Origin of the sequence: Veillonella sp. KGMB01456 (assembly GCF_023051165.1) — a bacterium.
GTDB lineage: Bacteria > Bacillota > Negativicutes > Veillonellales > Veillonellaceae > Veillonella_A.
The window spans coordinates 14,561-39,191 of the sequence record NZ_JALKIG010000019.1; the positions used below are offsets into that span (position 1 = coordinate 14,561).

Here is a 24,631-nt window from a genome sequence, read left to right on the forward strand (position 1 = left end):
AGCCCTTTCTATTTATATTCTTTCATCATTGCTTTGAATTCGTCGAACAAGTACAGATTGTCAGTCGGTCCCGGCGATGCTTCCGGATGATATTGTACCGACATGATTGGCAAGCTGTTGTGGCGCATACCTTCTACGGTGTTATCGTTTACACTGCGATGGGTAATCGTGATATCAGCGTCTTTTAAGCTGTTTTCATCTACCGCAAAGCCGTGGTTCTGGGAGGTAATGTACACGCGGCCGGTGCGAAGGTCTTTAACCGGATGGTTGGACCCGCGGTGACCGAAACGTAATTTATACGTGGAGCCGCCAAACGCTAAGGACAATACTTGGTGACCCATGCAAATACCGAAAATCGGTTTTTTGCCGAGTAATTTTTTAATTTCTTCAACGGCGTAGCCGAGGTCCGAAGGGTCCCCCGGTCCGTTGGATAAGAAAATGCCGTCCGGATTTACGGCCAATACGTCTTCCGCCTTGGTGTCAGCCGGGAAAATGGACAAGCGGCAACCGCTCGCTTCGAGGAATTTCAAGATATTTTCTTTAACCCCGAAGTCATAAACGGCCACATGGTATTCGGCGTTTTCACTGCCGCGAAAACCTTGCCACTTGGTGGTTACCTGCATAACCTGGTCGGTCGGTAAATCCTGTTTTAACAACGCGTCAATGCGTTCCTGCGGCGTGTCTACCGGGCAGATCACGCCTTTCATAACGCCGTGATTACGAATGTTACGAGTAATGGCACGGGTATCCACATCATAGAGACAAGGTACGCCGTACGCCCGTAAATATTCTTCAAATAAGCCTTCATTTTGCCAATTGCTTGGGAAGGTACAAAGTTCGCCCACAATCATACCGCGGCAATATGGTTTCGGTGCCTGCGCAATGTCGCGGTACACGCCATAGTTACCGATGAGCGGATAGGTCAATGTGATAATTTGATCGGCGTACGAAGGGTCGGTCAAAATTTCCTGGTAACCGGTCATACCGGTGTTAAATACAACTTCGCCGAGGATTGGTCTAGCCCCTAAGAGCTTACCTTCGTATACGGAGCCATCTTGTAATACTAATTTGCCTTTCACTGAGTCACAACTCCCTCTTTCATCACAATATTACCATCTACAACCGTCAATTTGGCTTTGCCCGTTAAGGTCATGCCGTCAAACGGACTCGTCTTACCTTTAGTATAGAATAAATTGCGGTCTACCGTCCACTCTTCGTCGGTGCTGAAAACGGTGATATCGGCGGTTTTGCCCACTTCTAAAACGCCCGCATCAACGCCCATGATTTCGGCCGGACGAACACTCATGAGATTTACGATTTCATCCAAAGTCAAAATGCCGGTTTTATACGTATGTGTCAAAACGGCTGCCAAGGATGTTTCAAGGCCGCTGAAGCCGTTCGGTGCACAGCAGAATTCCACGTCTTTTTCTTCTTCCGCATGCGGCGCATGGTCGGTAATAATGGCATCGATGGTGCCGTCTTTAACGCCTTCCAAAAGGGCCTGACGATGTTCTTCGGAACGAATCGGCGGTGCCATTTTGAAAGCCGGATTATATTCACGCAAGTATTCATCGGTGAAGGATAAATGCTGAGCCGTTACTTCACAAGTTACCTTAATGCCCTTCGCTTTAGCCGCACGGATTTGGTCTACCGTATCTTTACTGCTTACGTGAGCGATATGGATATGACCGCCGGTCATCTGAGCGAGGAGCAAGTCGCGAGCTACGGCCATGTCTTCCGCTACGGCCGGACGACCTTTAACGCCCATTTCATAGGCTACGAAACCTTCGTGCATATGACCTTCATGGGTGAGACTCACTTCTTCGGCATGGTCGATAACCGGTTTGTTGAACATGCTGGAGTATTCCAAAGCGCGGCGCATGAAAGCGGCGCTTTCCACATAGTGACCGTCATCGGAGAAGCCCACCACACCGGCTTCCGCCATGTCGCCCATTTCGGCAAGTTCTTTGCCTTCAAGGTTTTTACTTACGGCACCGATGAATTCCACTTTTACAAGGCCTGTTAATTCAGCCTGTTTTTGCAAACCGCGCACCAACGCCGCATTGTCTACGACCGGTTTGGTGTTAGCCATGGTGGCGATGCGGGTAAAACCGCCGGCAGCCGCTGCCTGAGTACCGCTGTGGAAGTCTTCTTTCGCTTCCTGACCAGGTTCACGCAAATGGGTATGCATATCGATGAGGCCCGGTGTTACGACAAGGCCCGTTGCATCATATACTTCGGCGCCGTCAGCGCTTAAATTCTGACCAATTTCGGCAATCTTGCCGTCTTTCACCAAAATATCGGCTACTTCATGTTGTTGTTTTTTCGGATTTACAATGGTTCCACCCTTAATCAGCAAGTTCACTGCCGTCACCTCCTACAATCGTCAAGTATAATACAGCCATACGTACCGCTACGCCGTTGCGTACCTGTTCCTGAATGGCCGATTCATCGCTGTAAGCCACATCGTGAGCAATTTCAAGACCACGATTCATAGGACCCGGATGCATAACCATCACATCGTCTTTGGTCAAGGCCAACACATTTTTATTGATACCGAAGATGCGTGCATATTCACGATTCGTCGGATATAAAGCAGAGTTAATACGTTCTAACTGAATGCGTAATACGTTGATTACGTCGGCGTCTTTCACCGCTTCACGCACATCGTGGTGAATGGTTACGCCCATTTTGGCAAGTTCCGGATACAGTAACGTACGCGGACCAACCAAGTGAACGTCGGCACCCATTTTGGTAAAACCGTAAATATCGCTGCGCGCTACACGGCTGTGCATGATATCGCCGGCAATAACGATTTTTTTACCTTCCAAAGTGCCTTTGCGTTCGATAATGGAGTACATATCGAGTAAAGCCTGGGTCGGATGTTCATGTGCTCCGTCACCGGCGTTGATGATAATCGGATCAACCACTTTAGTGGCGTATAACGGAGACCCTTCCGCACTGTGACGCATTACGATGGCATCGGTACCCATGTATGATACGGTAAGCAAAGTATCGCGGAAACTTTCACCTTTAGCCATGGAGCTGCCGCTCTTCGTGATGTTAATAACGTCGGCGCCCAAATATTTCCCGGCTAATTCGAAGGAACTGCGCGTGCGCGTACTGTTTTCCATGAATAAGTTGATGATGGATTTGCCTTTTAACAAAGGATACTTCTTATCATCCGATAAGACGATTTTCTTCATTTTCTTGGCTACGCGTAATATAAGTTCAATTTCTTCCTTTGTAGCATGCTGTAAACCCAGCAAATGCTTGCCTTTCAAACTTACTTCTCCCATTGTCAGCCTCCTTAACTGAGATTCCCGGTTATAACAAAAAAAGACCCTTTGCCTGTGGCAAAAGGTCTATAGCAGACTTAGTGATACACCTATAGCAATATACAGGTGCCTACCATATCCTTTACTAGCCTCACAGGACTAACTTAAAAGGTAAATTGTCGTGAAACGAACAGTCTCTCGTACCGTCCTTCTGTTTCTTCTTTTTATATTTTACCTGTCTCAAGTTAGCCTGTCAAGGTTAGTATTATGAAGTTAATTAGAACTTAATTTCCGCCCCTACGCGCCATACGCGGCCGTACATGTTGAGGTCTTCCACATCTTTATCAAGGATGTTATTTACTGCTACAAAGGCCGAGAAGTTTTCATTAAAGTTACGCGTTACCGCTGCGTTCAATGTATTGAAGGAATAGAGATCGTAACTGGTGCTGCTGCGACCGCTCGCATTGTACGCATAGTCATGAGTGAAGCTATTCCAAAGGACTGCATTGTAGCCGGTCTTCTTGTGATCATCGTATACGAGTTGTACCGTCGTAATCGATTTGGCACGATTCAACAAACGAGTATCGGTAGTTTTATCTTTCGCATCGATGTAGTTGTAGGTGCCTTTTAAGGTCAAACGGTCGCTCAATTTATGGCCCACCGTTAATTCTACACCGTTAATCTGCGCTTTATTTACGTTTACATATTGCGCATGGTACACGCCGGTAGCCGCATCACGCCACTGATTGTAGTTTATTAAGTTGGATACCTTATTGTTGTAGTACGTAATTTTGCCGAAGGAATTACCCCGTTCGCCTTCCAAGGAGAAGTCGAAGTTCGTGGATTTTTCCGGTTGCAAGTCCGGGTTCCCCACTACGTTTACCATGATTGGGCCCGGACTGTGCCACATATCCATGTAGAGTTCGGACACGGTCGGCGCTTTATAACCTTTACCGTAGTTAGCTTTGAAACGGAGATTGTCCTTAATACTGTAATTTAAGCCGATATGCGGCGACACATTGGAGCCGAAGGAGCTGTTGTGCTCATAGCGAACCGATGGCTGGAGCATGAGTTTATCCGTTACCTGCCAAGTATCTTCTACAAAGCCGGAGTAGGAGTTAACCGTATGGGCTTCCTGCGTTTTCACACCGTTCGAATCGGATTGGCCGCCCAAACGGGTGCCCGCATAGTACACCTTGCGATATTCACCGCCGAAGGTCAATGTATGTTGGTCGTTGAGGAACATGGTGTTCTGTGCATCCGTTACCCATGTGTAGTATTTCGCACGGTCATAGTCGGAGCTCGGATACATACGCTCCATCATGGTCTGTGCCACTTTGCTGAAACGGCCCAAGAAGGAGAAGTCCACATTATTGCTCATGTCATAATCTTTTTTCAACTGATTATAGTACGTGCGCACTTGGTATTCGTTTTTGGCAGTCGCCCCGGTATAGGTAGCACTCACACCGTAGCCCGTATTGTTGTAATGCTCCACCTTGTCTTTTTGCTGATCATAGGTCATGCCACGGCTGATGCCCTGTACATCGGCGAGCTCGGTGCGAAGTTTTTCTTTAAAATAATTCGCATCCAAACGAAGTTTATTCTTGTTGGCGTTTTCAAAATCATAGGTAGCGCTGATGTCAAAATTCTGGCGATTGCCGAACATGTAGCGATTATAGCCTTCACTGCCCATTTTAGTGGCAGACGCTTCCGTTACGGTCAAAATATTCTGCGGGCGAACTTTGGTAAATTGAGCGCCGGTGGTCAAATTCCAACGCCCCTGTTTGCCGGAATCATAGCGATAGTAATTGTTCTGCTGTCTGGTACCCGTATTAACACCGACTGTTACGCCTTCTTTGTCCGGAATCTTCGTAATGATGTTAATAACACCACCCATAGCATCGGAACCGTACAGGGAGCTCGTAGCACCGCGTACAATTTCCACCCGTTCCACCGTGTCAAGACTCATACGACCGAGCGTATACACGTTCGCCGTGCTGTCCGTATCTTCACCGGCAATACGCTTACCGTCTACCAAAATAAGGGTATGTTTCGTATCCATGCCGCGGAGCATGACCTGATTGCCCGTCATAGCCGATTCGGCAAGGCTCACATTGTCAGCCAACTGCAAGGCCGATACTAAGTCGGTAGCGCCCATGCGTTTCATATCTTCCGCCGTAACTACTTCTACCGCCTGCGGCGCCGCTTTAATAGTTTCTGCTGTTTTAGACGCGGTAACCACAATCGTATCTGTTTCTAAATCAGCGGCCTGCACACCATATACCGGTGCCAACAACACTGCTAAGGTCATAGCACGCAACACAAGTTCTTTGAATTTTACTCTTTTCATCTCTAAACACCTCTACACAACACAAAATAAAAACACAAATCAACACATTTCACAATTGCACATTACAAATCCCTAATTATATATAGAACTTACCGGTATATTTTTTAAAAATCTATGTATAAAAAATGACATAATAAAAGGACCTGTCTGCACCATAATGACTATAGCGGCAAAGCCCCGGTCGCCACGGAAGCTTCGGGGTCTTTAATCCGTCTATCACATATGTGTTTAGCTAGGTCCTTACCTATTATGTCAATTTATTACACTCAATATGTATTGTATTAGCCTAATTTGGCCAAAACGTCTTTAGCAAATGCGGCTGCATTGGCCAAGTCATTAGCATCCGGATGAGATGCCGCCTGTTTATGGCGTTCTTCACGTTCCGGATTGCGTCCGTGCGGATGACCGTCCGGGAAGATTTTAAACATCATTTCGATGACTTTCGGATCTACTTTGCCTTGGCACATGAAAGTCCCGATTGGCTCCTGACCTTTTGGCAAAAGACCGGTAGCGGCTACCATGGTTTCTTTCGCATGGGGCATCATCGGCGGTACACCTAACGTAGCAAAGAGAGCTACTTTTTCATTATCGATGCGTTTTAAAACAGCCTGCGCCGCTTTATCTGCATTGCCTTGGTCGGCCCAGAAGCCCATGAAAACCAAGTCGTATTGGCTCAAATCAGCCGGTGCTTCGTTTACCGGCACACAAGGCGTACCTTCCGGTAACACACCTACGATTGCTTCCGCTACTTGTTTCGTGTTCCCTGTACGGGACGAGTAAATAACAATGCTGTTCATCTATATCTCCTTTCAACGTTTCCGTTTTGAAAAATCTAAAGCTACGCTTTTGCTTTCATAGTAAATACCGTCTATCTCTGTAAGCGGTAAATGCCGATGCACTCAATAAAGCGACAACGACTCTAATACACTACCGACTTTCATAAGGCACGCATATATTGTGCGTTATGCCATTAATACTAAGTTCGGTAAATACCATCTGCACTTCGTACAAATCACTGAGAACCGGTTCTGTGAAAATCTCAGCCACCGGACCGTCCGCCACGATGTTGCCTTTTTTGACGGCAATCAAGCGGTCACTGAAATGAGCCGCATGATTCAAATCGTGAAGGACCATGATAACCGTAATCCCCCGCGTACGATGAAGTTTCACGACCAATTTCATGAGCTCCAATTGGTAGCGCACATCGAGGAAGGTAGTCGGTTCATCCAAGAGCAGAATGTCCGGCTCCTGTGCTACGGCCATGGCGAGCCAAGCACGTTGCCGTTCACCGCCGGATAAATCTTTTAAGGGACGATGTTGCAATTCCACGAGGCCCGTTTCTTCCAATGCCGTTTGCACCGCCGCCACGTCTTCCGTAGTGAGCGAACTGAAGGGATTCTGATACGGCAAGCGACCGCACATGACCAAATCCCGCACCGTCATATCCGCCGGTGCCTGCGCCGATTGCGGCAACATGGAAATAATACGGGCCACCGCTTTCGAATTCATGCTGTGAATATCTTTACCGTCAAGGTATACGGTACCGCCCAAGGGCTGCAACAAACGGCCCAAAGTTTTTAATACCGTCGACTTACCGGAGCCGTTCGGTCCGATAATGGACACGATTTCCGGTTTGTCAAAAACGAGCGAAACGTTTTCACCCACAGCCCGCGTATCGTAACCGATACGGCCGTTTTTCATAACTAATGTTCTTGTCATGCGCGGCTCCTCCGTTTCAATAAGTATAAGAAGAACGGTGCACCCAAGAAGGATAAGAAAATACCTACGGGAATTTCAGCGGGGCTGAAAATCGTGCGGGCAAATGTATCGGCACCAACCAATAGGCCGGCCCCGAATACAGCCGATGCGGGCAATAAGTACTCAAAGTCCGAACCCACAACCAAGCGCATCAAATGCGGTACAATTAAGCCTACAAAACCGAGTAAGCCTGCCACACTTACGGAAGCGGCCGCTAAAATCGCCGCCAAAAGTACTAAAATGATACGCGTTTTTTTCAAATTAATGCCCAGTGACAGGGCCACTTCTTCGCCCATTTGCAACGCATTGAGTTTACGGTAGTTCCAAAGGGCCCCTACCAAACCGATAATGCTGTATGGCAAAACAATCCACACATAGGTCCAACGGGCACCGGCAAAGCCGCCGGCCAACCAGTTAACTACGCCCTGAATTCGATCAGGGAACATAACGGATAACGCCGTCGTACCGCCCCCGAAAAAGGCCGCCACGGCCACACCGGCTAAGATAAGTCGCAAGGGATTAATACCGCGGTCCCAAGCCAGGATGAATACAACCGCTAAGGCCACCAAAGCACCTACAAAAGCGGCTAACGGCACCCACGCCGTCAAGGCCGGCGCCAAAATCATAACCGCCATGGCCGCCACACCGGCACCGGCCGTTACGCCGATAATCCCGGGGTCCGCCAACGGATTATGCAATACACCTTGCAAAATACAGCCGGCTAAGGCTAAATTCATGCCTACCAAGGCGGCTGCAATCACGCGGGGCAAGCGCAAATAATATAGGATACGCTCTGTATCCGCCGTTCCCTGCCCCTGCATTACAGCTAACAGTTCCTGCCAAGTAATAGGCACGGCGCCATACATAAAGCCGGTAATAACCACAAATACTAAGAATAGGCCGGCTATAAGATATGTCAGGCGGCGTTTACGTTGCCGCGAATCATGGTACTTTTGAGTTTGTTTCGAAGTCACCGCCGTTTGCCCGTTTATGGCTCGTTCTTGAGCTTTTATTGGTGTTGATGTGCCGGCCGGCGCGTTACGGTTCGTCATGTGCCGCCTCCTTTCCGTATAAATCATCATACATAATGGTGAGCGCCTCACTGATGCGCGTGCCCGGGTTTGCCGCAAACAAGCCACCGGACAAGTAATAAATCCGCTGTGTTTTAACAGCACTTACATCAGCCCAGGCCGAGCTCTCAAGCATCTCACGTTTAAATACATTAACGCTGTCCGATTTAGGCGACATACTGATAAAAAAGATAACTTCCGGATCGGTTTTCACCACATACTCCATGCTGAGCGGCACATAATCGCCGTCAAGGCCGGTCGCCATATCGGCTATATTATGCCCGCCCAAGAGTTCTAATAAATTACCGCTGAAGGCTTTACTTGTGGCCATGCTGAAACTGCCGGGGGCGCCGAAAATAATAAGGCTGCGCGGTCCCTTTTGTTTTTTAGCATCATCAACAAGTTTATTATAATTCGCCATTGCTTTGTCAGCCGTTGCTTTCGCAACATCCGGCTGATTGGTGAGTTCACCGAAAAATGTCAGCGTCGTCACCACATCGTCATAGGTGTCTAAATCATTAATGTATAACGGAATATCCGCCTGGGCGAGAATATCCCGTAAATTCGTGTTAAACGGTACATTTATACCGATAACAAGGTCCGGATGAAGCCCGATAATGGCCTCCACGCTGGGGCTGTGAAGAGTGCCCACGGCGGGCACATCCTTCGTCTTTTCCCTTATTTCTTTAGAAATATACGACGAAGTAGGCTTACCGACTACAGTGCCGCCAACAGCATAATACATGTCTAAATTGGCGGAGTTCAAAATAACGACGCGCTTCGGATATTGCGGAATCACTACTTCGGTGCCGGTTGCATCCGTCACCGTGCGCATCGGTATCTTGGTGTTATCCTCATGAGTCAGGGAAATCCAACTTGTCAACGCTACAACGCACAAGACTACGATGGTCACCGGAATCAATACGTATCGTTTCAACCGGACACCTCATTTCCTTTGGCGCCACGCACCACATGGATGCCCGGCGGTTGTTCCTTAATCATACTGCCCATGTGACCCTTTATCATCCCTTCCGGTTCGGTCATAGCATGTGCCGATTTCTTAGCAATGCCGGTCGGATGACCCGGATTTCCCTGTGATACACCGGTCGGATGACCTTTAGGGATTCCCCCCGGATGACCTTTTGGCATGCCACCGGGATGGCCTTTTGGTACGCCACCGGGGTGGCCGGCCGGTTTACCCGGTGCATTTTGGGCCGCAATGCGTTCGTGGGACATACTCGATTCGCCAGTCAGTAAATACTGCGCCAACTCAATCGTTGTTTGTGTCAAATTCACATGCCAGAATTCACCGGCCAAAGTTAATTTATACATAATGCCGTTATGTTCAACGAGCCCTCGTTCACGCCACAAATCATAGAGCCAGGTAAGCTCGGCCAAACGTTCATCGTAAGCCACTAACGGCTTCAAGTCAAAATAACAATGCTCCAGTTGATCAACGATGATATTGGCCACTTCCTGTAATGGTGATTGCTTCATAAGCACCATGAACGGTTTTTGACCCGCTTCAACCATGTGCTCATAAGCGCCCAACGAACGATGAAGCATCGTCATGTAGCCACCCACATTACCGCCGGCGCCACAGCCGAACGGAAACATGGGATAACCGCGTTTAGCCATGGTGTTATATAAGCTGCGTTCACGGGACGAACGGCTCCAATGAGCGGCACTGAGGCGACGATAATTATACGAATCAACAAATGCACGCGCTTGGGCAAACATGGCCGCCTGTTCACGAGTTGTCGCCGCCGGCGATACTTTGCCGTTCTTGATAGCCGTATTCAAATCACTGTTTTCAAACACATTGAGCTGATACAAATCCATCCCGTCGATTGGTGCCGCTTCCAACAGCTCCAAATCTTCCTGCCATTTTTCAGGCGTCTGATCCGGCAAACCGTAGATTAAGTCGACCACCAAGGCACATTGATTGTACTCTTTTAATTGACGCAGTCGCTCTAAGATGGTCTCTTGATCATCAAGGCGTCCCAATTGACGACGAATCTTCGTGTGAAAAGACTGTACGCCCAGCGACATGCGATTCACACCGTTGGCAAACCAGGCCTCCATTTTCTCCGGCACCACATCATTAATGCGCCCTTCCAAGGTTAATTCGTAATCATTGGCCAGTGGCAAGCATTTTTTAATGGCCTGCAACAAACGAGCCGCATTGGTTGCCGATAACGACGTCGGTGTGCCCCCGCCGATAAATACGGTCTGAATTAAGCCGTCTTTTAAGCGACGCTGCGTGGCATCACTTTCTAAATCCTGAATCAATAAATCTATATAACGGTCCTCAGCAGACTGATTGGCCGCGTTTTGAAAAAATCCGCAGTACAGGCACTTCGTCTGGCAAAACGGAATGTGAATATACGCCGATTGCAATTGTCCTTTAACCGGCTCCGTTGCCATGACCTTTTGCCATGTTTGTTGCGCTTCTTCAGGGCTTAAAGGACGACCGTTGAGACCGGCATGAACGACGCGCTTCGCATCAAAGGCCTCCATCAACGGATTATCCGTAGCCCGCCCCAATTGCATCAATCGCTCTTCGGGGGACATCTTCGCAAATAACTCTTCCGGTTTCATCATATACAAATCCTTTCCATAACTTTAAGAGGCTATGCCTTCACAGCTCTGCTTGCCCGCTTATGCCGACTCCAATACGTTTTTCACCGTATGAATTCTACTTATTTATTGGTGGCACCGATGGAGAATTTTTTAATCCCCGCACTGCGCACCAGGTCCATAATAGCTACCACTTGACCGTGAGCCGAATGAGCATCGGCCTGAAGCACTACGGCCACCGCCGGATTGGCTTCCTGCTTAGTCACCAGTACCTCTTTAGCATCGGTCAAACTGAGCGGCTTCCCGTCGATTACGATATGACCCGCCGTATCCAAGGTAATAATAACCGGCACATGCTTTTGTTGCACCGCCGCCTGAGCTACCGGGAGTTGCACATCGAGCGACTTTTGCGCTACCGTTTGCAAGCTGTTCATCATAAAAAATACGAGTAAAAAGAAAATAATATCAATCATGGGAATAATCATGAACATGGGCTTTTGTTTCAATCCAAATTGCTTGAACATAGTATCACCATTCCTTTTTCATGGCATTCACCATGGTTAAACACAATTCTTCGGAACGAATCACAAACTGATCCAAGCGATGGCTGAAATAGGTATAAATGGCAAAGGCGATAATAGCTACGCAAAGGCCTGTGGCCGTTGCAATCAAGGCTTCCCCGATACCACCCGTAATCGCCGCCGCACCGCCGCCGTTATCGAGGACACCAAAAGTACCGATCATGCCCGTAACCGTCCCCAACAGGCCCAATAACGGAGCCACCGTAACGATAGCACTTAAATAATCCAAATACCGTTTGAAAGACGACGTTTCAAACGTCATTTGCTCCATAAAGGCATTTTTCATACTTTGCTCTGATTCTCGATTACTGCAACCGGCATGCACTACGCGACTGATAGACAACGGATACTGCTGACAAAGCTCATCGATTTCACGCCAATTGCCGGCTTTGGCACTGTGATACACGCCATGTGAAAAACCGCGACCGCCTTTCGTATTCAATCTGAAAAAATACCAGCGCTCTATCCCGATAGCCACGGTTATTAGCGATAATGCCAACAAAGGGTACATAACCAAACCACCGGTGACAAATAAATTAACGATATAGTTTATACCTTCCATTATAATGGCCTCCTTAAGCCCTAGCAAGCGAATTCAGCTGACTATACCAATTCGCTATACATTAAATGATAACAAATCTTAATTTCAGTAAACTACCCCAAAACGCCCAAACCAATCCGTTTAGACATTTAATCAACTTATTTATATGACTAATTTAGTAAATATTCGAAATAAATTTAACTCATTAAGTAAAGCAATTTAAAATCGCAAGTCAATTAATTCTCCGATGAATCAATATATTTATTACACTTACCTTAATTGAGCATTTTATTTTTTACCCGATATTCACGGGGATTACAGCCCATAATTTGCTTAAAAGCAGAAGAAAATTTGCTGCCGTTTTCATAACCCCAACGATTGGCTATCTCCAAAATTGCGTCATTGGTATTCACCAAATCTTTAGCGGCAAAGTTCATACGACAACGCTTCACATATTGGTAAATCGTAATGCCGTACACCGCTTTAAAACAACGTTTTAAAGCTGTCATAGAAATACGATGACGATTCGCCAAGGCTTCAATGGTGTGATGATTACCGAGGTCGTTATAAATTTCATCATGAATCCGCTTAATCGTTTCCACTTGAGCACGCTCGAAATAGATATGCTCATCTCCCGACTCACACGTCAATGTGCCAAGCAATACAAAAATCTCCACACATTTCACGCGCAAATACACTTCCGGCAGTACATCCGGCACATTATAGAGATCCATAAAAAGCTCTTTTAAGCGGCCCGTATCCTTCACCAGCCCCACACCGTTAGCCGTGCAGAAACGATTGCACACTTCTTCAAGGTCAATGCTGTTTTTGCCCACAAAGGCATCCACCGCCGCCTGAGCCTTCGGCACATATACGGCGAGCGACAAACCTTTGTAAAAACCGGTCGGAAAATACGAACTATGGCGAAAGGTACTGCACGTTTTCCAGCCCAACGAAATATCGCCGCCATTCATGTACAGGCATTTGCCGTTTTCAAAAGAGCATTCAATGCGCCCGTCTTGGCAAAAATGAATCTCAAACAAACCGGACATGGGCTTGGCATTATGGGTAATTCGCTCCATCACGACATCGTTGTAGACGATGTCAATACCGTCAAATACGGGCTGACTAATCATGCGGGCATACCCGTTTTCATCCTTGCGCTCATATACTTTACGATTGTGCAGAATCTCGAGCAAACGTGTGCCGGAATCCTGCATTTTATCCCTAATCGATTCTACTAACTGCATATTTCCTCCAAAATGCAAAAAAAGACCTTTCTGTCAGTACAAACTGTATACCTGCTTTGAGGCTATACAAAATCTGTACTTACAGAAAGGTCTTTACTCTAAATATCAATGAATTGCTTTGGTATTCTCCATCTAAACTAAATGGATCCTTAATTCTATACTTGAGAATTAATCTTAAATAAATTATGTTAGTTTGTCAAGCGAAAACTAATCGGCACATTCACCGTGACACTTTCACCGGTCGGGTTGTTATATGGCGTGGCATTATACACAGCCTTCAACGCCGCATCGGCAAGCAACGAATTAGTTGAAGATATTACATCTGCCGCTACCAAATTACCCCCGCTGTCCAAAGTGACCTGTACCGTCACATCGCCTTCAATATTACGCCTTACAGCCATGGGCGGATACGATTTATTGGCATTGACGGCACTCCAAAAACCATCCATATCAAAGGGCTCACCGGGAGCTACGCCTTCTTCTGTGCCGTTCCCGACACCGGCACCTTCACCATTACCAAGGCCTTCGCCAACGGGACCACCCGCTTCATTCGCCCCTTGACCGATACCGTCAAATGATGTAGCAGTACCTTCGTGAGCTCCCGGTATATCCAATGTACCGCTGCCGGGCGCTACTATCGAGGCCGGTGCCACCGCTTGCGGTGTTTCTGACGGTGTCCCGCCGCCATAACCGCCGGCTGCCGGATTCGTAGTTTGACTCACCGCGGCTACACGCTGACTCACATCCTCTACGGCTAAGGGTTTGGGAAACTCTACTTGTTTCACTATAGTCTCTTCCTGCGCCACAGGAATCGATAAATCAATTTCATACGCCTCGGCTGCCGCCATTTGGCTCATGTGATAGCCGATAACGCCTAAAGCGACAGCAGCTATTATATGAAAACCAAGCGAGCCGATGACGGCTTTACGCCATACAAATACCTGTTCCATAATTACCACCTTATACGATAAATCCTAAGTCTAATCCTATCTAAATCAAAATTTAGATCATTTTTTACCTTTAGGAATTATGAGAATATTACTCAATAAGTTAATAATAACAGGGACATGTTCTGAGTTCTGCTCCAAAAAGACATTTAATTTCAATTTACAGGTAAGCTTGCGGTATAAAGCAAAAAGTGAGAGCAAAATACATCGCTCTCACTTGAATAAATTTATTCTACTTTGCAACTAGTACAAAGCCACTATTCAGCGCAATCTTAACTTTGCCTGTAATTATGCCTGTGGCACCAATAAGAACTGAATCGGCAAATTCGACGCCCCGGCCGGAATAAATTGAATCGTCAATAATTTACCCGCTTTATACGTATTAAAATACTGGCTGTCTTCCGTCGTATTATTACCTAAAAATAAGCGCGCCCCCGTCGGTACATTATAAATTTCCGATTGGCCGTCATACGTTACCTTAAAGGAACCGGCATAAGCCCCGCCCAAAGGGTTAATATAAAGGGCAAAATCTCGATTGCCCATAGTGGGAATCGTCACTTCATAGCTCACACCGTAATTACCGCGATTCGTTACGGCCGTTCCGCTTACCGCCGTAGCGGTGCTTATATCACCTGTAGCACCGGCAACACCGGCAGCACTTCCGGTACCTGAAGCATTGGAAGGTGCATTTGGTGTCAATTCATCAACGCCTTCCACGAAGGGATCTTCACGGTCATTGGCCACCATAACGGACACAGGTCCCAAGGAACTGTCAAACGGTTGCATCAAGGTCAAACGACGCTGAGCGCCCACATAGGTACCACGCAAAGCCACTTCATCCATAGGCAAAGTTTCCGCCATCAAAGAACCGCCCAAAGCCGGCGTTTCAAATGGCAACATCATAACTTTTACGTACACCGGACCGGTAGACGTAAAGTCAAAAATCCCGGAGAACAAGTCATCCTGCGGAATCGGGATTTTATCGAGTTTTGAAAAGAACGCTTGTTTGCCACCCGGCGCCAACGTCACCGTATCAAGCACGGTGGGCTTTAATTTAGCCTCAGCCTGAGCCTGCTGACGAACTTCTGTACGCCAAGCCTTTACCGCCTGTTCACGCTGTTTGCCCACTACGTCATCGCCTACTTTGACAGCCTCATCGTCACCTCTTTGGCCGGCTACGGCCATCTTCTCAATCGCGCCACTTGTATTGGCCGTGACGACATTAGCTGTCGCTGTATTTGCTACGGCTGTACCGACCGTTGATTTATCGGTCGTGGCGGTATCGGCAATTTGTTCAATCGTATCCTTCTTTGCGGTTACTGTCGGCACCGGTACACCGGCTGCCTTTGCCGAACGTTCCCGTTGAGCGGCCGGTTGCCATTGACGATTCGTGCCCACGTATGGAGCATCCAAATCTTCCCGTGACAATTCACTGCCCACTACAAAATATTCACGATTCGGTTCTGCAAAGATCTCACGGTGAACCGTCACTTCCACATTCTTTTTTGATGTATTTTCCAGTACAATAGCGATTTTTTGTGGTTCTTTCATTTCATTAACATGGTAGAAATACACACGACCCGTGCCGTTAACCGTACCGGCCGCCAATACACCGCTTTTATTTACATATTCAGGACTGTCAGAAAAAATCAATGTGTCTTTTTCTTCCGTCAAAACTACGGGCAATGGCGTAAAGCTTGTAGTTTTGAAGTCCACCGTTTCCGGCGGTGCCCCGATTACAAAGCCTACGCCGCGTGTCCATAACGCTACTAAGATGGCTAACCATCTATATTTATTGCGTAATAATTTCACTGAATTATTCCTCTTTCCTACATAAATTCTTCAAGCCCCATAGGCTCATAAGACAGTGCTAATTGTTCCAATTTACGGAAGCGATGGCCTACGCCGGATTTAGAAATATGGCCGCCCAAAAGATCAACCAATTCCCCTAAACTGGCGTCCGGATTATCCAAGCGCACCATCGCCACCTCCAATAACTTCGGCGGCAAATCGCTAAGCTCTTGGTGTCGCTCGATGATACGAATGCTCTCGAGCTGACGCACGGCGGCATTTACCGTTTTTTGCAAATTAGCCGTTTCACAATTAACCTGCCGATTAATCTGATTGCGCACCGTTTTGACAACACGCACCGTTTCAAATTCCATAAGGGCTGACTGAGCCCCCATGATTTGTAGACAATCTGTTACAGCATCGCCTTCTTTAATATACACCACATAGGAATCTTTACGCTCCGTTACCCGCGCCACGATATGAAAGAGTCGCAGTACGCGCACAATTTCATCGGCAAAATGCTGATTACTCGTCATAAACTCCAAATGGTAATCACTTTCCGGTTTATTGACGGAACCGCCCCCTAAAAAAGCACCGCGCAAAAAGGCACGCCGTCCTTCCATGGTTGTCAGCCACTCCGCCGGTAACGCCGTATCCATGGGCCATAACGCCATATCTTCCAAAGCCTCACGGCCTTCAACGGTTGGCTCTACGGTTAAGGTATACACATTCTTTTTGCGTAAATTTAAACCGCGGCGAATGAGGACTGACGTATGCAACGCATAATGAGCGCGTAGAATAGACAATACACGCCGAGCTACCGCATTATTCGCCGTCGCCAAACGAATGCCTACACGGCCCTGACTGCCCAATAACAATGAACCACCCATGCGTAACAAACAAGAGGCTTCTACTTTGGCAGACAAACTGTCTTCATTCTTATACTGACACAGTTCGTTTTTTACATCTTCTGCAAACGACATAGGTGCCTCCCTTCTCTTCTCTCAAAACTGCCGGTAAGACAGCAGCAGGCTTACGCCTTATTTAATACAAAATCTAACTAAAATCGCAGTAACCGCATCAACCGCATCAGCCGCACCAATTACATCAATATTTTCAAGAGTTAGTATCAATCACACAAATGTCTTTAAGAGTTATCGGTGATTAACGGTCTTCGCGTTTTAAATAATATTCCAAAATATGCGGCTCTAAACCGGACTGCATGGCGTAAATAACATCCATTACAATCTTACCGAGACGTTCCGGATCATGAACAGCCGTTTCCGGATGCTGAATAAGACCGGCACGCACCGTACGCACCCCAAGGCCTGCCAATTTATCCGTATCCACCTTCACCGGTTCGGCGCCTACTGCTTTATACTTCTCGATAACTGCTTCGTCAAACGGCACATCATTGACAATAGCCGTATCGACAATGCCTTGACCGGCCAAGCGTTGCAAGGCGGCCACATGAGCGGCCGCTGTATAACCGTCCGTCTCACCCGGCTGAGTCATAACATTACAAATATAAATTTTTGGTGCCTTGGAAGCCTTAATATGCTCTGCAATTTTATCAATCAAAAGGTTTGGCATAATACTTGTGTACAAGCTGCCCGGTCCCAAAATAATAGCATCCGCTTCATCGATAGCTTGCAAAGCTGCACCCTGCGGTTGCGGTAAAGCAGGTTCTGTGAAAACACGTTTAATACGTTTTTGCACAGTCGGAATCTGACTTTCACCGGCTACAATGGAACCGTCTTCCATTTCCGCCATGAGCACAATATTCTGCGTGGACGCCGGAATAACACGGCCGCGCACCTTCAAAATCTTACTGGATGCGTCAAGCGCCTTATCCACATCTTCATCAAGAATCTGCGTCAACGCAGTTAAGAATAAGTTGCCGAAACTATGACCCGCCAAATCGCCTTCACCGCCGAAACGATAACGGAACAGCTGTTCCATGAGGCCTTCTTTTTCCGCCAAGGCCACTAAGCAGTTACGCAAATCGCCCGGTGCAATCATCTGGAAGTCTTCACGCAAACGACCGGACGAACCGCCGTCATCGGCTACCGTTACGATGGCCGTCAAATTGGATGTGTGCGTTTTCAAACCGCGCAACAAGGTAGATAAACCGGTACCGCCGCCGATAACAACGACTTTCGGTCCTTTCGCCATGCGGATATTTTGGAAAATATAGTCCCCCACCTTATCCGTATCGGCCGGAATGATGGCTCGCACCACCGCGCTACCTACCTGCTTGGTCCCGATAGTCATGAGCACGATGCCTACTAAAATGGTGATAAAGCCGCCGGTCGCCAACGTAGTATAGTTATAGGAACCGGTCGTTTCATATAAAAATTGTAAAAATAAATCTTCAAAATATGACAGCCATTGATAATTAAGCATCAAGGCCACACCGATGATTACGAGCAGCATACCAAGACCAAACACAACCAGCCATCGTTTTAATTTAAGGCCTGGCGTGAGCCACCGGAATCCTGACATATGTATCATTTGAATTCTCCTATCTAGCGATAACCCTGCCGAATTATTTGATTTCGGCCGCCGTTACCTCGCGAGGATTGCAATCCTCTTCAACATTATTTTTAAACATATCCCGATGCTCAATTGTTGCCCGATAGCCTAATGTCTGTACATGATTATACAACGCTTCCGCCATAGCTACACTGCGATGCATACCACCGGTGCAACCTACGGCCACTACGAACTGACTCTTGCCTTCTTTTTCATAATTAGGCAATAAGAAGTCCATAGTTGAAAACATGGTACTCAAAAATTGTTCCGTCACCTCGAAGGAATTAATGTATTCATTAACCTGCGGTACACGGCCCGTTTTATGACGAAATTCCGGATTATAGTACGGATTTGGTAAAAAACGAACGTCCCATACCATATCCGCATCAAGAGGAATGCCGTATTTAAAGCCGAAACTTACGACTGACACGGCAATGCCCTGTTTCTTTTCTTCCAATTGTGAAAACTTCTGACGCAAGTACGCCTTCAACTGGCTCGTTTTCATGTTCGTCGTATCGATAATATAATCGACAAACGGACGGATGGAGTCAAGAATCTTGCGTTCTTTTTTAAGACCTACCGTAATGCGGCCGTCCGGAGCCAACGGATGACTGCGACGACTTTCTTTGTAACGTCGAATCAGCGTTTCGTCGGTAGCATCCATGAACACGATTTCATAAGGAACCTGCATTTCTTTGAGTGATGCCAACGCGTCGGACAAGCTTTCAAAAAACTGGCCGCCGCGAATATCCACCACCAGCGCCACTTGATTAATACGGTCGCTTGCTTGGCGGCACAAGTTACTAAACTTCGGAATTAAAACGGGCGGCAAATTATCTACACAAAAGAACCCCATATCTTCCAGGGCTTGCATTACCTGTGTTTTGCCTGCACCGGACATACCTGTCACAATGAGTAATCTGAATGTACCTTCCACAATAGGTCTCCCTTCCTATAAAATATGCTCCTCGAGCCAGTGCGCTACCCCGTCATCTTCATTAGACGGACATATTTCGTGAGCCACCGCTTTTACATTATCATCCGCATTCGCCACGGCTACCGCCGTGCCGGCGTATTTCAGCATAGAAATATCGTTTTGCGAATTGCCGAACGCCACTACCTGCTCCGGTTTCAGCCCTAATTCTGAAACCATATGAGCCAAGGTGTTGCCCTTCGTGCAATTCATACTGTTAATCTCTAAGAAATTCGGCTTGCTGCGCACAATTTCCACTTTGTCGGCAAACTCTTTATTTAAACTTGCTTCTATGTGCAGAATCTTTTGCGGCTGCGCAATAAACAATAACTTATTCGGCCCTTTCGGTGCAGTGTACACCGCATCACCGATATATACCGGCTTGGCACCGACACCTTTTTCATACATGCGAGACTCTTCCGTTTCATGATGAACGAGCAATTCATCATCGATATAAGACTGCACATACCAATCATTGGTTTTGGCCAATTGCAAAATCTCGTTAGCCACCGACACATCTACCGTTTGTTCAAATAACTTTTCACCTGATTCGATGCGTTGCACCAACCCGCCGGAGAAAAGTATCATAGGCAAATCACCGATGTCCATGGCGAGCCCCACCGGCCGTGCCGTCTGGTACATGCGGCCTGTGGCAATCACAATGTGAATGCCCTTGGCCTGTACTTTTTTCAAAATACTTCTTGTATAGTCTGAAATAGTATTATCTTCTCTCACTAATGTATCGTCTAAATCAATTGCCAATAATCGTATATCTGTCATAGATACCCTCACAATCCGATCTAAATTCTATCCTCTAAAACCCGCTAATCTATTTTAAGGGGCTATTATTAAGTATACCATATTTGCTGAAGTTATTCGACTTTTATCAATCTTTACTACTGTTTATGTTACGATATAATTATATAGTCATTTTATTTTTGAAAGGAGGGATTATTTTAATTGAGTACTCATCTTTATTCTTGAAAGGAGGTATTGCTATTGAATAGATGACTCAATAGCGACTATGAATGACTGCAAAACGTTCAGCACTTTACATTCGCGTATCTCACGAAGAACAAGCTATGAACGGCTACTCTTTACAAGCTCAGGAAAACAGGCTACGCCAATATGCCTTGGAGCATAATTATCAAATTGTGGAGTGTTATCGCGATGAGGGCATTTCAGCCCGCAGTCGCCCCGGTCGCCGTAAAGAGTTTGCCCGAATGTTACAAGATGTTCAGGCCGGTCGAATCGACTGTATCTTATTTATTAAGCTGGATCGATGGTTTCGTAATGTTTCCGATTTTTACACTTATCAGGCTATTTTGGATAAATATAATGTTGTCTGGGAAACAACGGAGGAAGATTACAATACAAATACGGCTCAAGGTCGTCTCTACCTTAACATTAAGCTATCCATTGCTCAAAATGAATCGGACACTACTTCGGAGCGAATCAATTTCGTATTTGCCGATAAAATTAAACGAGGTGAAGTTATCTCCGGCAAATTGCCTTTAGGTTATTCTATCAAAGATAAACATATCGTTCCCGATGAAAAAGCACCTATTATCCGTGATGTTTTCAATTATTATTTAAAAACTAAATCAATTCGACAAACCATGATTTATTTAGCTGAAAAACATGGCATCGTTCGTGCCTATCCTACCATTACCCAATTATTGCGTAATGAAAAGTATATGGGGCGTTTTTATGGAATTGATAATTATGCCCCTCCAATTATTTCTCAAGATACCTTTTCGGCAGTTCAACAGGAGTTAAAAAGACCACGCCATCATGGAGCATCCTTCTCAGCCAAGGAATTAAGCGAACCATATCTTTTTAAGGGACTGCTTCGATGCCCCTCATGTCACCACCGTTTAGTCGGTATGCGACGACGGTACAAAGATAAAATTTATGTGTACTATCAATGCCCTCAATCCATTAATCACTCCGATATTTGTGGCAATAAAGCGCTATATAAAGAACCTCAAATAGAAGGTGCACTATTGGTGGCTATACCGCAACTTATTAAAACGTCCGCCCCTTATCTTTCTTCATCGATATTACAGCTATATTTACAGTGCCATAAGGATTATCAGAAATGGTCACTTGTCGGTAAATATCAGTATTGGCATTTTTTACTGAAATCCGTACTACTCCCTGCTATATCGTCTCGAAGTTCGAACTTGTTAAATCCTACAGCAACACAGAAATTAAATGCAAAACTACTTTCAGCATTATTAAAAGATTCTTCTTTAAATGATTCTAAAAACAACAAACTATTTACAGAAACAAACTATGTAATACCTATTGAAAACGTACAACTCAATGAAAACTATGCTTTAAAATTCAGTAACAATTAAAATTAAATATGGCAAGAGTTTTAAAACACTAAGATAAATTTTTTCAACGTTAAATTGAAAATTCACTACTTGTTTCACGGTTTTACATAAATTGTACCCTAAGGGGTAATTACAATGAAAAAACGTTTTGCAGCCGTATTTGCAGCAACTGCTGTACTTGGCGTAACTACTGCTTCGCAGCTAATCCATTCTCCGATGTAACTCCTAACGATTGGGCATACCAGAGCGTATCTCAATTGGCAGCAGCTGGTGTAATCAACGGTTACCCAGATGGCACTTTCAAAGGCCAGAACAACATCACTCGTTACGAAATGGCTCAGATGGTAGCTAAAGCTATGGCTAACGAAGCTCGTGCTAACGCTGAACAACAGGCTATGATCAACCGTTTGGCTGATGAATTCGCTAGCGAATTGAACAATTTGGGCGTTCGTGTTGCTACTTTGGAAAACAAAGTTGGTAACGTAAAAGTTACCGGTGACGTTCGTCTTCGTTACCAGGGTTCTGACAAAAAAGACATGTTCTCCAATGACAACAACCCTAATAAAAAATCTAAATTCGACTATCGTGGTCGTATCCAATTCAATGCTAATGTAAATGAAAATACATCTGCTGTAGTTCGTGTATCTACAGGTAGCAAAGAATTTGGTAATGCATCTAGTAGCAGTGTTGAATTCGATCGCGTGTATGTAGCTCATAAATTCGGCCAAGATACAACTTTAGTTGGCGGTCGTTTTGGTGCCTTAATTGGCGGCGGTTTAATCTATGATGATACTTTTGACGGTGCTGCTTTGGCATACGACAATGGTAATTTCTCTGCTACAGCTGCTCATGGTTACTTCATGGCTGGTAACTTGTTCGGTAGCGCTTCTTTTGATGGTTTAGATGTTAAAGATGCAGATGCTGATACAAATATTTCTGTAACTTTATTACAAGCACAAGGTAAATTGGGTGAACACGCTACTATCGGTGGTTTCTACGCATTTGGGAACCGTTTCCTTGATAACGATATCTACGGCGGTCACTTAGATCTTCAATTTGATAAATTGTGGATTGGTGGCGAATATGCTACTTGGAAAGATGATTTTTCGGACAACAACGGCGATAAAGATGCTTGGGTAGCAGGCGTTGGTGTTGGTAACTACAACATTAAAGAAAAAGGTACTTGGGGTGTTAAAGTTCAGTACTTTGATGAAGGAGCTACTTCTCCAGTAATCAGATCTACTTGGAACCAACCATACAATGCTGACTACAAAGCTTGGATGGCTACTGTAGACTATGCATTGGCTAAAAACGTTGGCTTGTCCGCTTACTGGGCATTCAATGCTGAAGACCAAGACGGTAACGACTTGAGCGATTACTACCGTGCAGAATTAAACTACAAATTCTAATTTCTCCTGAAATAGAATTATCTCGTAGCATAAAAAACAACCACTGCCTATGGCGGTGGTTGTTTTTACTTAGATGTATATTCCATGTTGCTCATAACTTGACGAAAATGGAATACATGATATACTAAAAGTACAAAGAGAGCTATCAACGTGTGAAGGCGTTAGGCTCATCTAAGCTGTAGCAAATGATAAACCTAACGTGTGAAGTCTGCAATACTTCTGGGCGTTAGGTCTATTTCTTTAGTGAAATAATTAACACTATAAGAGTAGCAAAACCAATCATTAATGATATAGCTTCGTATACTGTTATAGTATCACCACCTTTCGGTGATGAACCTAACTCACGTTAATAGCTCTGAATATTATTATAGCACTATGAATTTGAGAATTAATATTTCAAATTCATAGTGCTATTTTTTTCTTTCATTAGATTTTAATCGGGATTAAACCAGATTTAATAAGACGTATACTAGCTAAAGACTGACATTTTACTGTTTTAACATTGCTTCTTTAGTCAAAGTCATATGATCGAGTGTAAATTCTCTATCGGCAAATTTGATGCAAGCTTTTTTGAAAGCACGTTCGGTGCTGCTGGTACCGGCAGCATTTTCTTTTACAATGTATTTTTCATTATACACATATTTATCTTCTTTAACGGAATAAATAAGAACAGTGTACAATACGGTGACTTCAAATTTTACCGGAGAAAAACCGAGCCAAGCAGTTTTTACTTTCGAATCGGTGATTCTGGCATTAATCAATAATACATAATCGGAATTTGTTTGCTGTGCCATTTCATTTAATTCCTTTTTCTTCGGCACATAACCACGCCCCAAAGCAGTATCATCAGGATTCAAATCGTTTTCCAATAAATATTCTTCAAATACACTTTGGCTTTCAGCCATATTAACAGGTGATAAATTTTTGTGTTTAGCCAGTTCACGATCGATAGCTTTGTATAAAATTTCTCTTGCCTCTGTTTCATTGCTCACCCCTGCATTCCCTACATACACGAGCGGCATTATTCTTTCTTTACTACCGCTATTAGAATAAGCGGTAACATCAAAGGCATTTGTTGTAAATACAGCCCCAACTAAAACAAAAATCCCCATCATTAACAGTGAAAAAATTCTCTTCATAAATAAACCTCCTCTTACCTAAAAATAAAAATAGGCTTATAGGACAAAAAGTGTGTGTGGCTTTTTTAGTTAATCCCAATAAATTGG

General features: G+C 45.5%; 20 protein-coding genes and 1 pseudogene. 2 read left to right on the plus strand and 19 right to left on the minus strand.

From position 1 onward, the window contains the following. Positions 1 to 8: 8 nt before the first annotated feature. The 18 genes from carA to MXE28_RS06940 form a co-directional block, all read right to left on the minus strand. Complete coding sequence (gene carA, locus MXE28_RS06855) at positions 9 to 1,079, minus strand: glutamine-hydrolyzing carbamoyl-phosphate synthase small subunit (RefSeq protein WP_247239982.1); 1,071 nt, start codon at positions 1,077 to 1,079, stop codon at positions 9 to 11. Continuing rightward, entirely contained in the window at positions 1,076 to 2,365 is a 1,290-nt protein-coding gene (locus MXE28_RS06860) for a dihydroorotase (protein ID WP_021841303.1), read from the minus strand. The genes carA and MXE28_RS06860 overlap by 4 nt, the downstream gene beginning before the upstream one ends. Then, positions 2,349 to 3,299 (minus strand): aspartate carbamoyltransferase catalytic subunit, encoded by a 951-nt coding sequence (locus tag MXE28_RS06865; protein WP_021841304.1) that lies wholly within the window; start codon positions 3,297 to 3,299, stop codon positions 2,349 to 2,351. The genes MXE28_RS06860 and MXE28_RS06865 overlap by 17 nt, the downstream gene beginning before the upstream one ends. 256 nt (positions 3,300 to 3,555) lie before the next feature. After that, positions 3,556 to 5,628 (minus strand): TonB-dependent receptor, encoded by a 2,073-nt coding sequence (locus MXE28_RS06870; RefSeq protein ID WP_021841305.1) that lies wholly within the window; start codon positions 5,626 to 5,628, stop codon positions 3,556 to 3,558. Positions 5,629 to 5,909: 281 nt separating this feature from the next. Next, entirely contained in the window at positions 5,910 to 6,425 is a 516-nt protein-coding gene (locus MXE28_RS06875; RefSeq protein ID WP_021841306.1) for a flavodoxin family protein, read from the minus strand. 130 nt (positions 6,426 to 6,555) lie between these two features. Beyond that, entirely contained in the window at positions 6,556 to 7,347 is a 792-nt protein-coding gene (locus MXE28_RS06880; RefSeq protein ID WP_247239983.1) for an ABC transporter ATP-binding protein, read from the minus strand. Beyond that, positions 7,344 to 8,438, minus strand: coding sequence for an iron ABC transporter permease (locus MXE28_RS06885; RefSeq protein WP_021841308.1), 1,095 nt, complete (start codon positions 8,436 to 8,438; stop codon positions 7,344 to 7,346). The genes MXE28_RS06880 and MXE28_RS06885 overlap by 4 nt, the downstream gene beginning before the upstream one ends. Further along, entirely contained in the window at positions 8,425 to 9,393 is a 969-nt protein-coding gene (locus tag MXE28_RS06890; protein ID WP_247239984.1) for an ABC transporter substrate-binding protein, read from the minus strand. The genes MXE28_RS06885 and MXE28_RS06890 overlap by 14 nt, the downstream gene beginning before the upstream one ends. Then, entirely contained in the window at positions 9,390 to 11,060 is a 1,671-nt protein-coding gene (gene hutW / locus MXE28_RS06895; protein WP_021841310.1) for a heme anaerobic degradation radical SAM methyltransferase ChuW/HutW, read from the minus strand. The genes MXE28_RS06890 and hutW overlap by 4 nt, the downstream gene beginning before the upstream one ends. Before the next feature lie 98 nt (positions 11,061 to 11,158). Continuing rightward, complete coding sequence (locus MXE28_RS06900) at positions 11,159 to 11,560, minus strand: biopolymer transporter ExbD (RefSeq protein WP_021841311.1); 402 nt, start codon at positions 11,558 to 11,560, stop codon at positions 11,159 to 11,161. Between the two features lie 4 nt (positions 11,561 to 11,564). After that, on the minus strand, positions 11,565 to 12,179 hold the full coding sequence (locus tag MXE28_RS06905; RefSeq protein WP_021841312.1) for a MotA/TolQ/ExbB proton channel family protein: 615 nt from the start codon (positions 12,177 to 12,179) through the stop codon (positions 11,565 to 11,567). A gap of 254 nt (positions 12,180 to 12,433) precedes the next feature. Further along, positions 12,434 to 13,408, minus strand: coding sequence for a helix-turn-helix transcriptional regulator (locus MXE28_RS06910; RefSeq protein ID WP_021841313.1), 975 nt, complete (start codon positions 13,406 to 13,408; stop codon positions 12,434 to 12,436). A gap of 188 nt (positions 13,409 to 13,596) precedes the next feature. Continuing rightward, the gene (locus tag MXE28_RS06915) at positions 13,597 to 14,358 is read right to left on the minus strand and encodes an energy transducer TonB (RefSeq protein ID WP_021841314.1); all 762 of its coding nucleotides are present in this window, start codon (positions 14,356 to 14,358) and stop codon (positions 13,597 to 13,599) included. A 285-nt stretch (positions 14,359 to 14,643) separates the two neighbouring features. After that, positions 14,644 to 16,167 carry a hypothetical protein gene (locus tag MXE28_RS06920; RefSeq protein WP_021841315.1) on the minus strand — a complete coding sequence of 508 codons (1,524 nt, stop codon included), beginning with the start codon at positions 16,165 to 16,167 and terminating at the stop codon, positions 14,644 to 14,646. Between the two features lie 17 nt (positions 16,168 to 16,184). Continuing rightward, positions 16,185 to 17,129, minus strand: a complete 945-nt coding sequence (gene whiA / locus MXE28_RS06925) for a DNA-binding protein WhiA (protein WP_021841316.1) — start codon at positions 17,127 to 17,129, stop codon at positions 16,185 to 16,187. A 181-nt stretch (positions 17,130 to 17,310) separates the two neighbouring features. Further along, the gene (locus MXE28_RS06930; RefSeq protein WP_021841317.1) at positions 17,311 to 18,660 is read right to left on the minus strand and encodes a gluconeogenesis factor YvcK family protein; all 1,350 of its coding nucleotides are present in this window, start codon (positions 18,658 to 18,660) and stop codon (positions 17,311 to 17,313) included. A 34-nt stretch (positions 18,661 to 18,694) separates the two neighbouring features. Next, positions 18,695 to 19,618: an RNase adapter RapZ gene (rapZ, locus tag MXE28_RS06935; protein ID WP_021841318.1), complete on the minus strand. Its 924-nt coding sequence runs from the start codon at positions 19,616 to 19,618 to the stop codon at positions 18,695 to 18,697. A 15-nt stretch (positions 19,619 to 19,633) separates the two neighbouring features. Next, the gene (locus tag MXE28_RS06940; protein WP_156704313.1) at positions 19,634 to 20,434 is read right to left on the minus strand and encodes a Cof-type HAD-IIB family hydrolase; all 801 of its coding nucleotides are present in this window, start codon (positions 20,432 to 20,434) and stop codon (positions 19,634 to 19,636) included. A gap of 248 nt (positions 20,435 to 20,682) precedes the next feature. Between MXE28_RS06940 and MXE28_RS06945 the strand changes: the two genes are divergently transcribed. Next, a complete protein-coding gene (locus MXE28_RS06945; RefSeq protein WP_021841320.1) occupies positions 20,683 to 22,017 on the plus strand; it encodes a recombinase family protein in 1,335 nt (444 codons plus the stop codon). A 114-nt stretch (positions 22,018 to 22,131) separates the two neighbouring features. Then, a pseudogene (locus tag MXE28_RS06950) lies at positions 22,132 to 23,405 on the plus strand (putative porin). 488 nt (positions 23,406 to 23,893) lie between these two features. Here MXE28_RS06950 and MXE28_RS06955 read toward each other — a convergent pair. After that, on the minus strand, positions 23,894 to 24,544 hold the full coding sequence (locus MXE28_RS06955; RefSeq protein ID WP_156704315.1) for a hypothetical protein: 651 nt from the start codon (positions 24,542 to 24,544) through the stop codon (positions 23,894 to 23,896). Between the last annotated feature and the right edge of the window lie 87 nt (positions 24,545 to 24,631).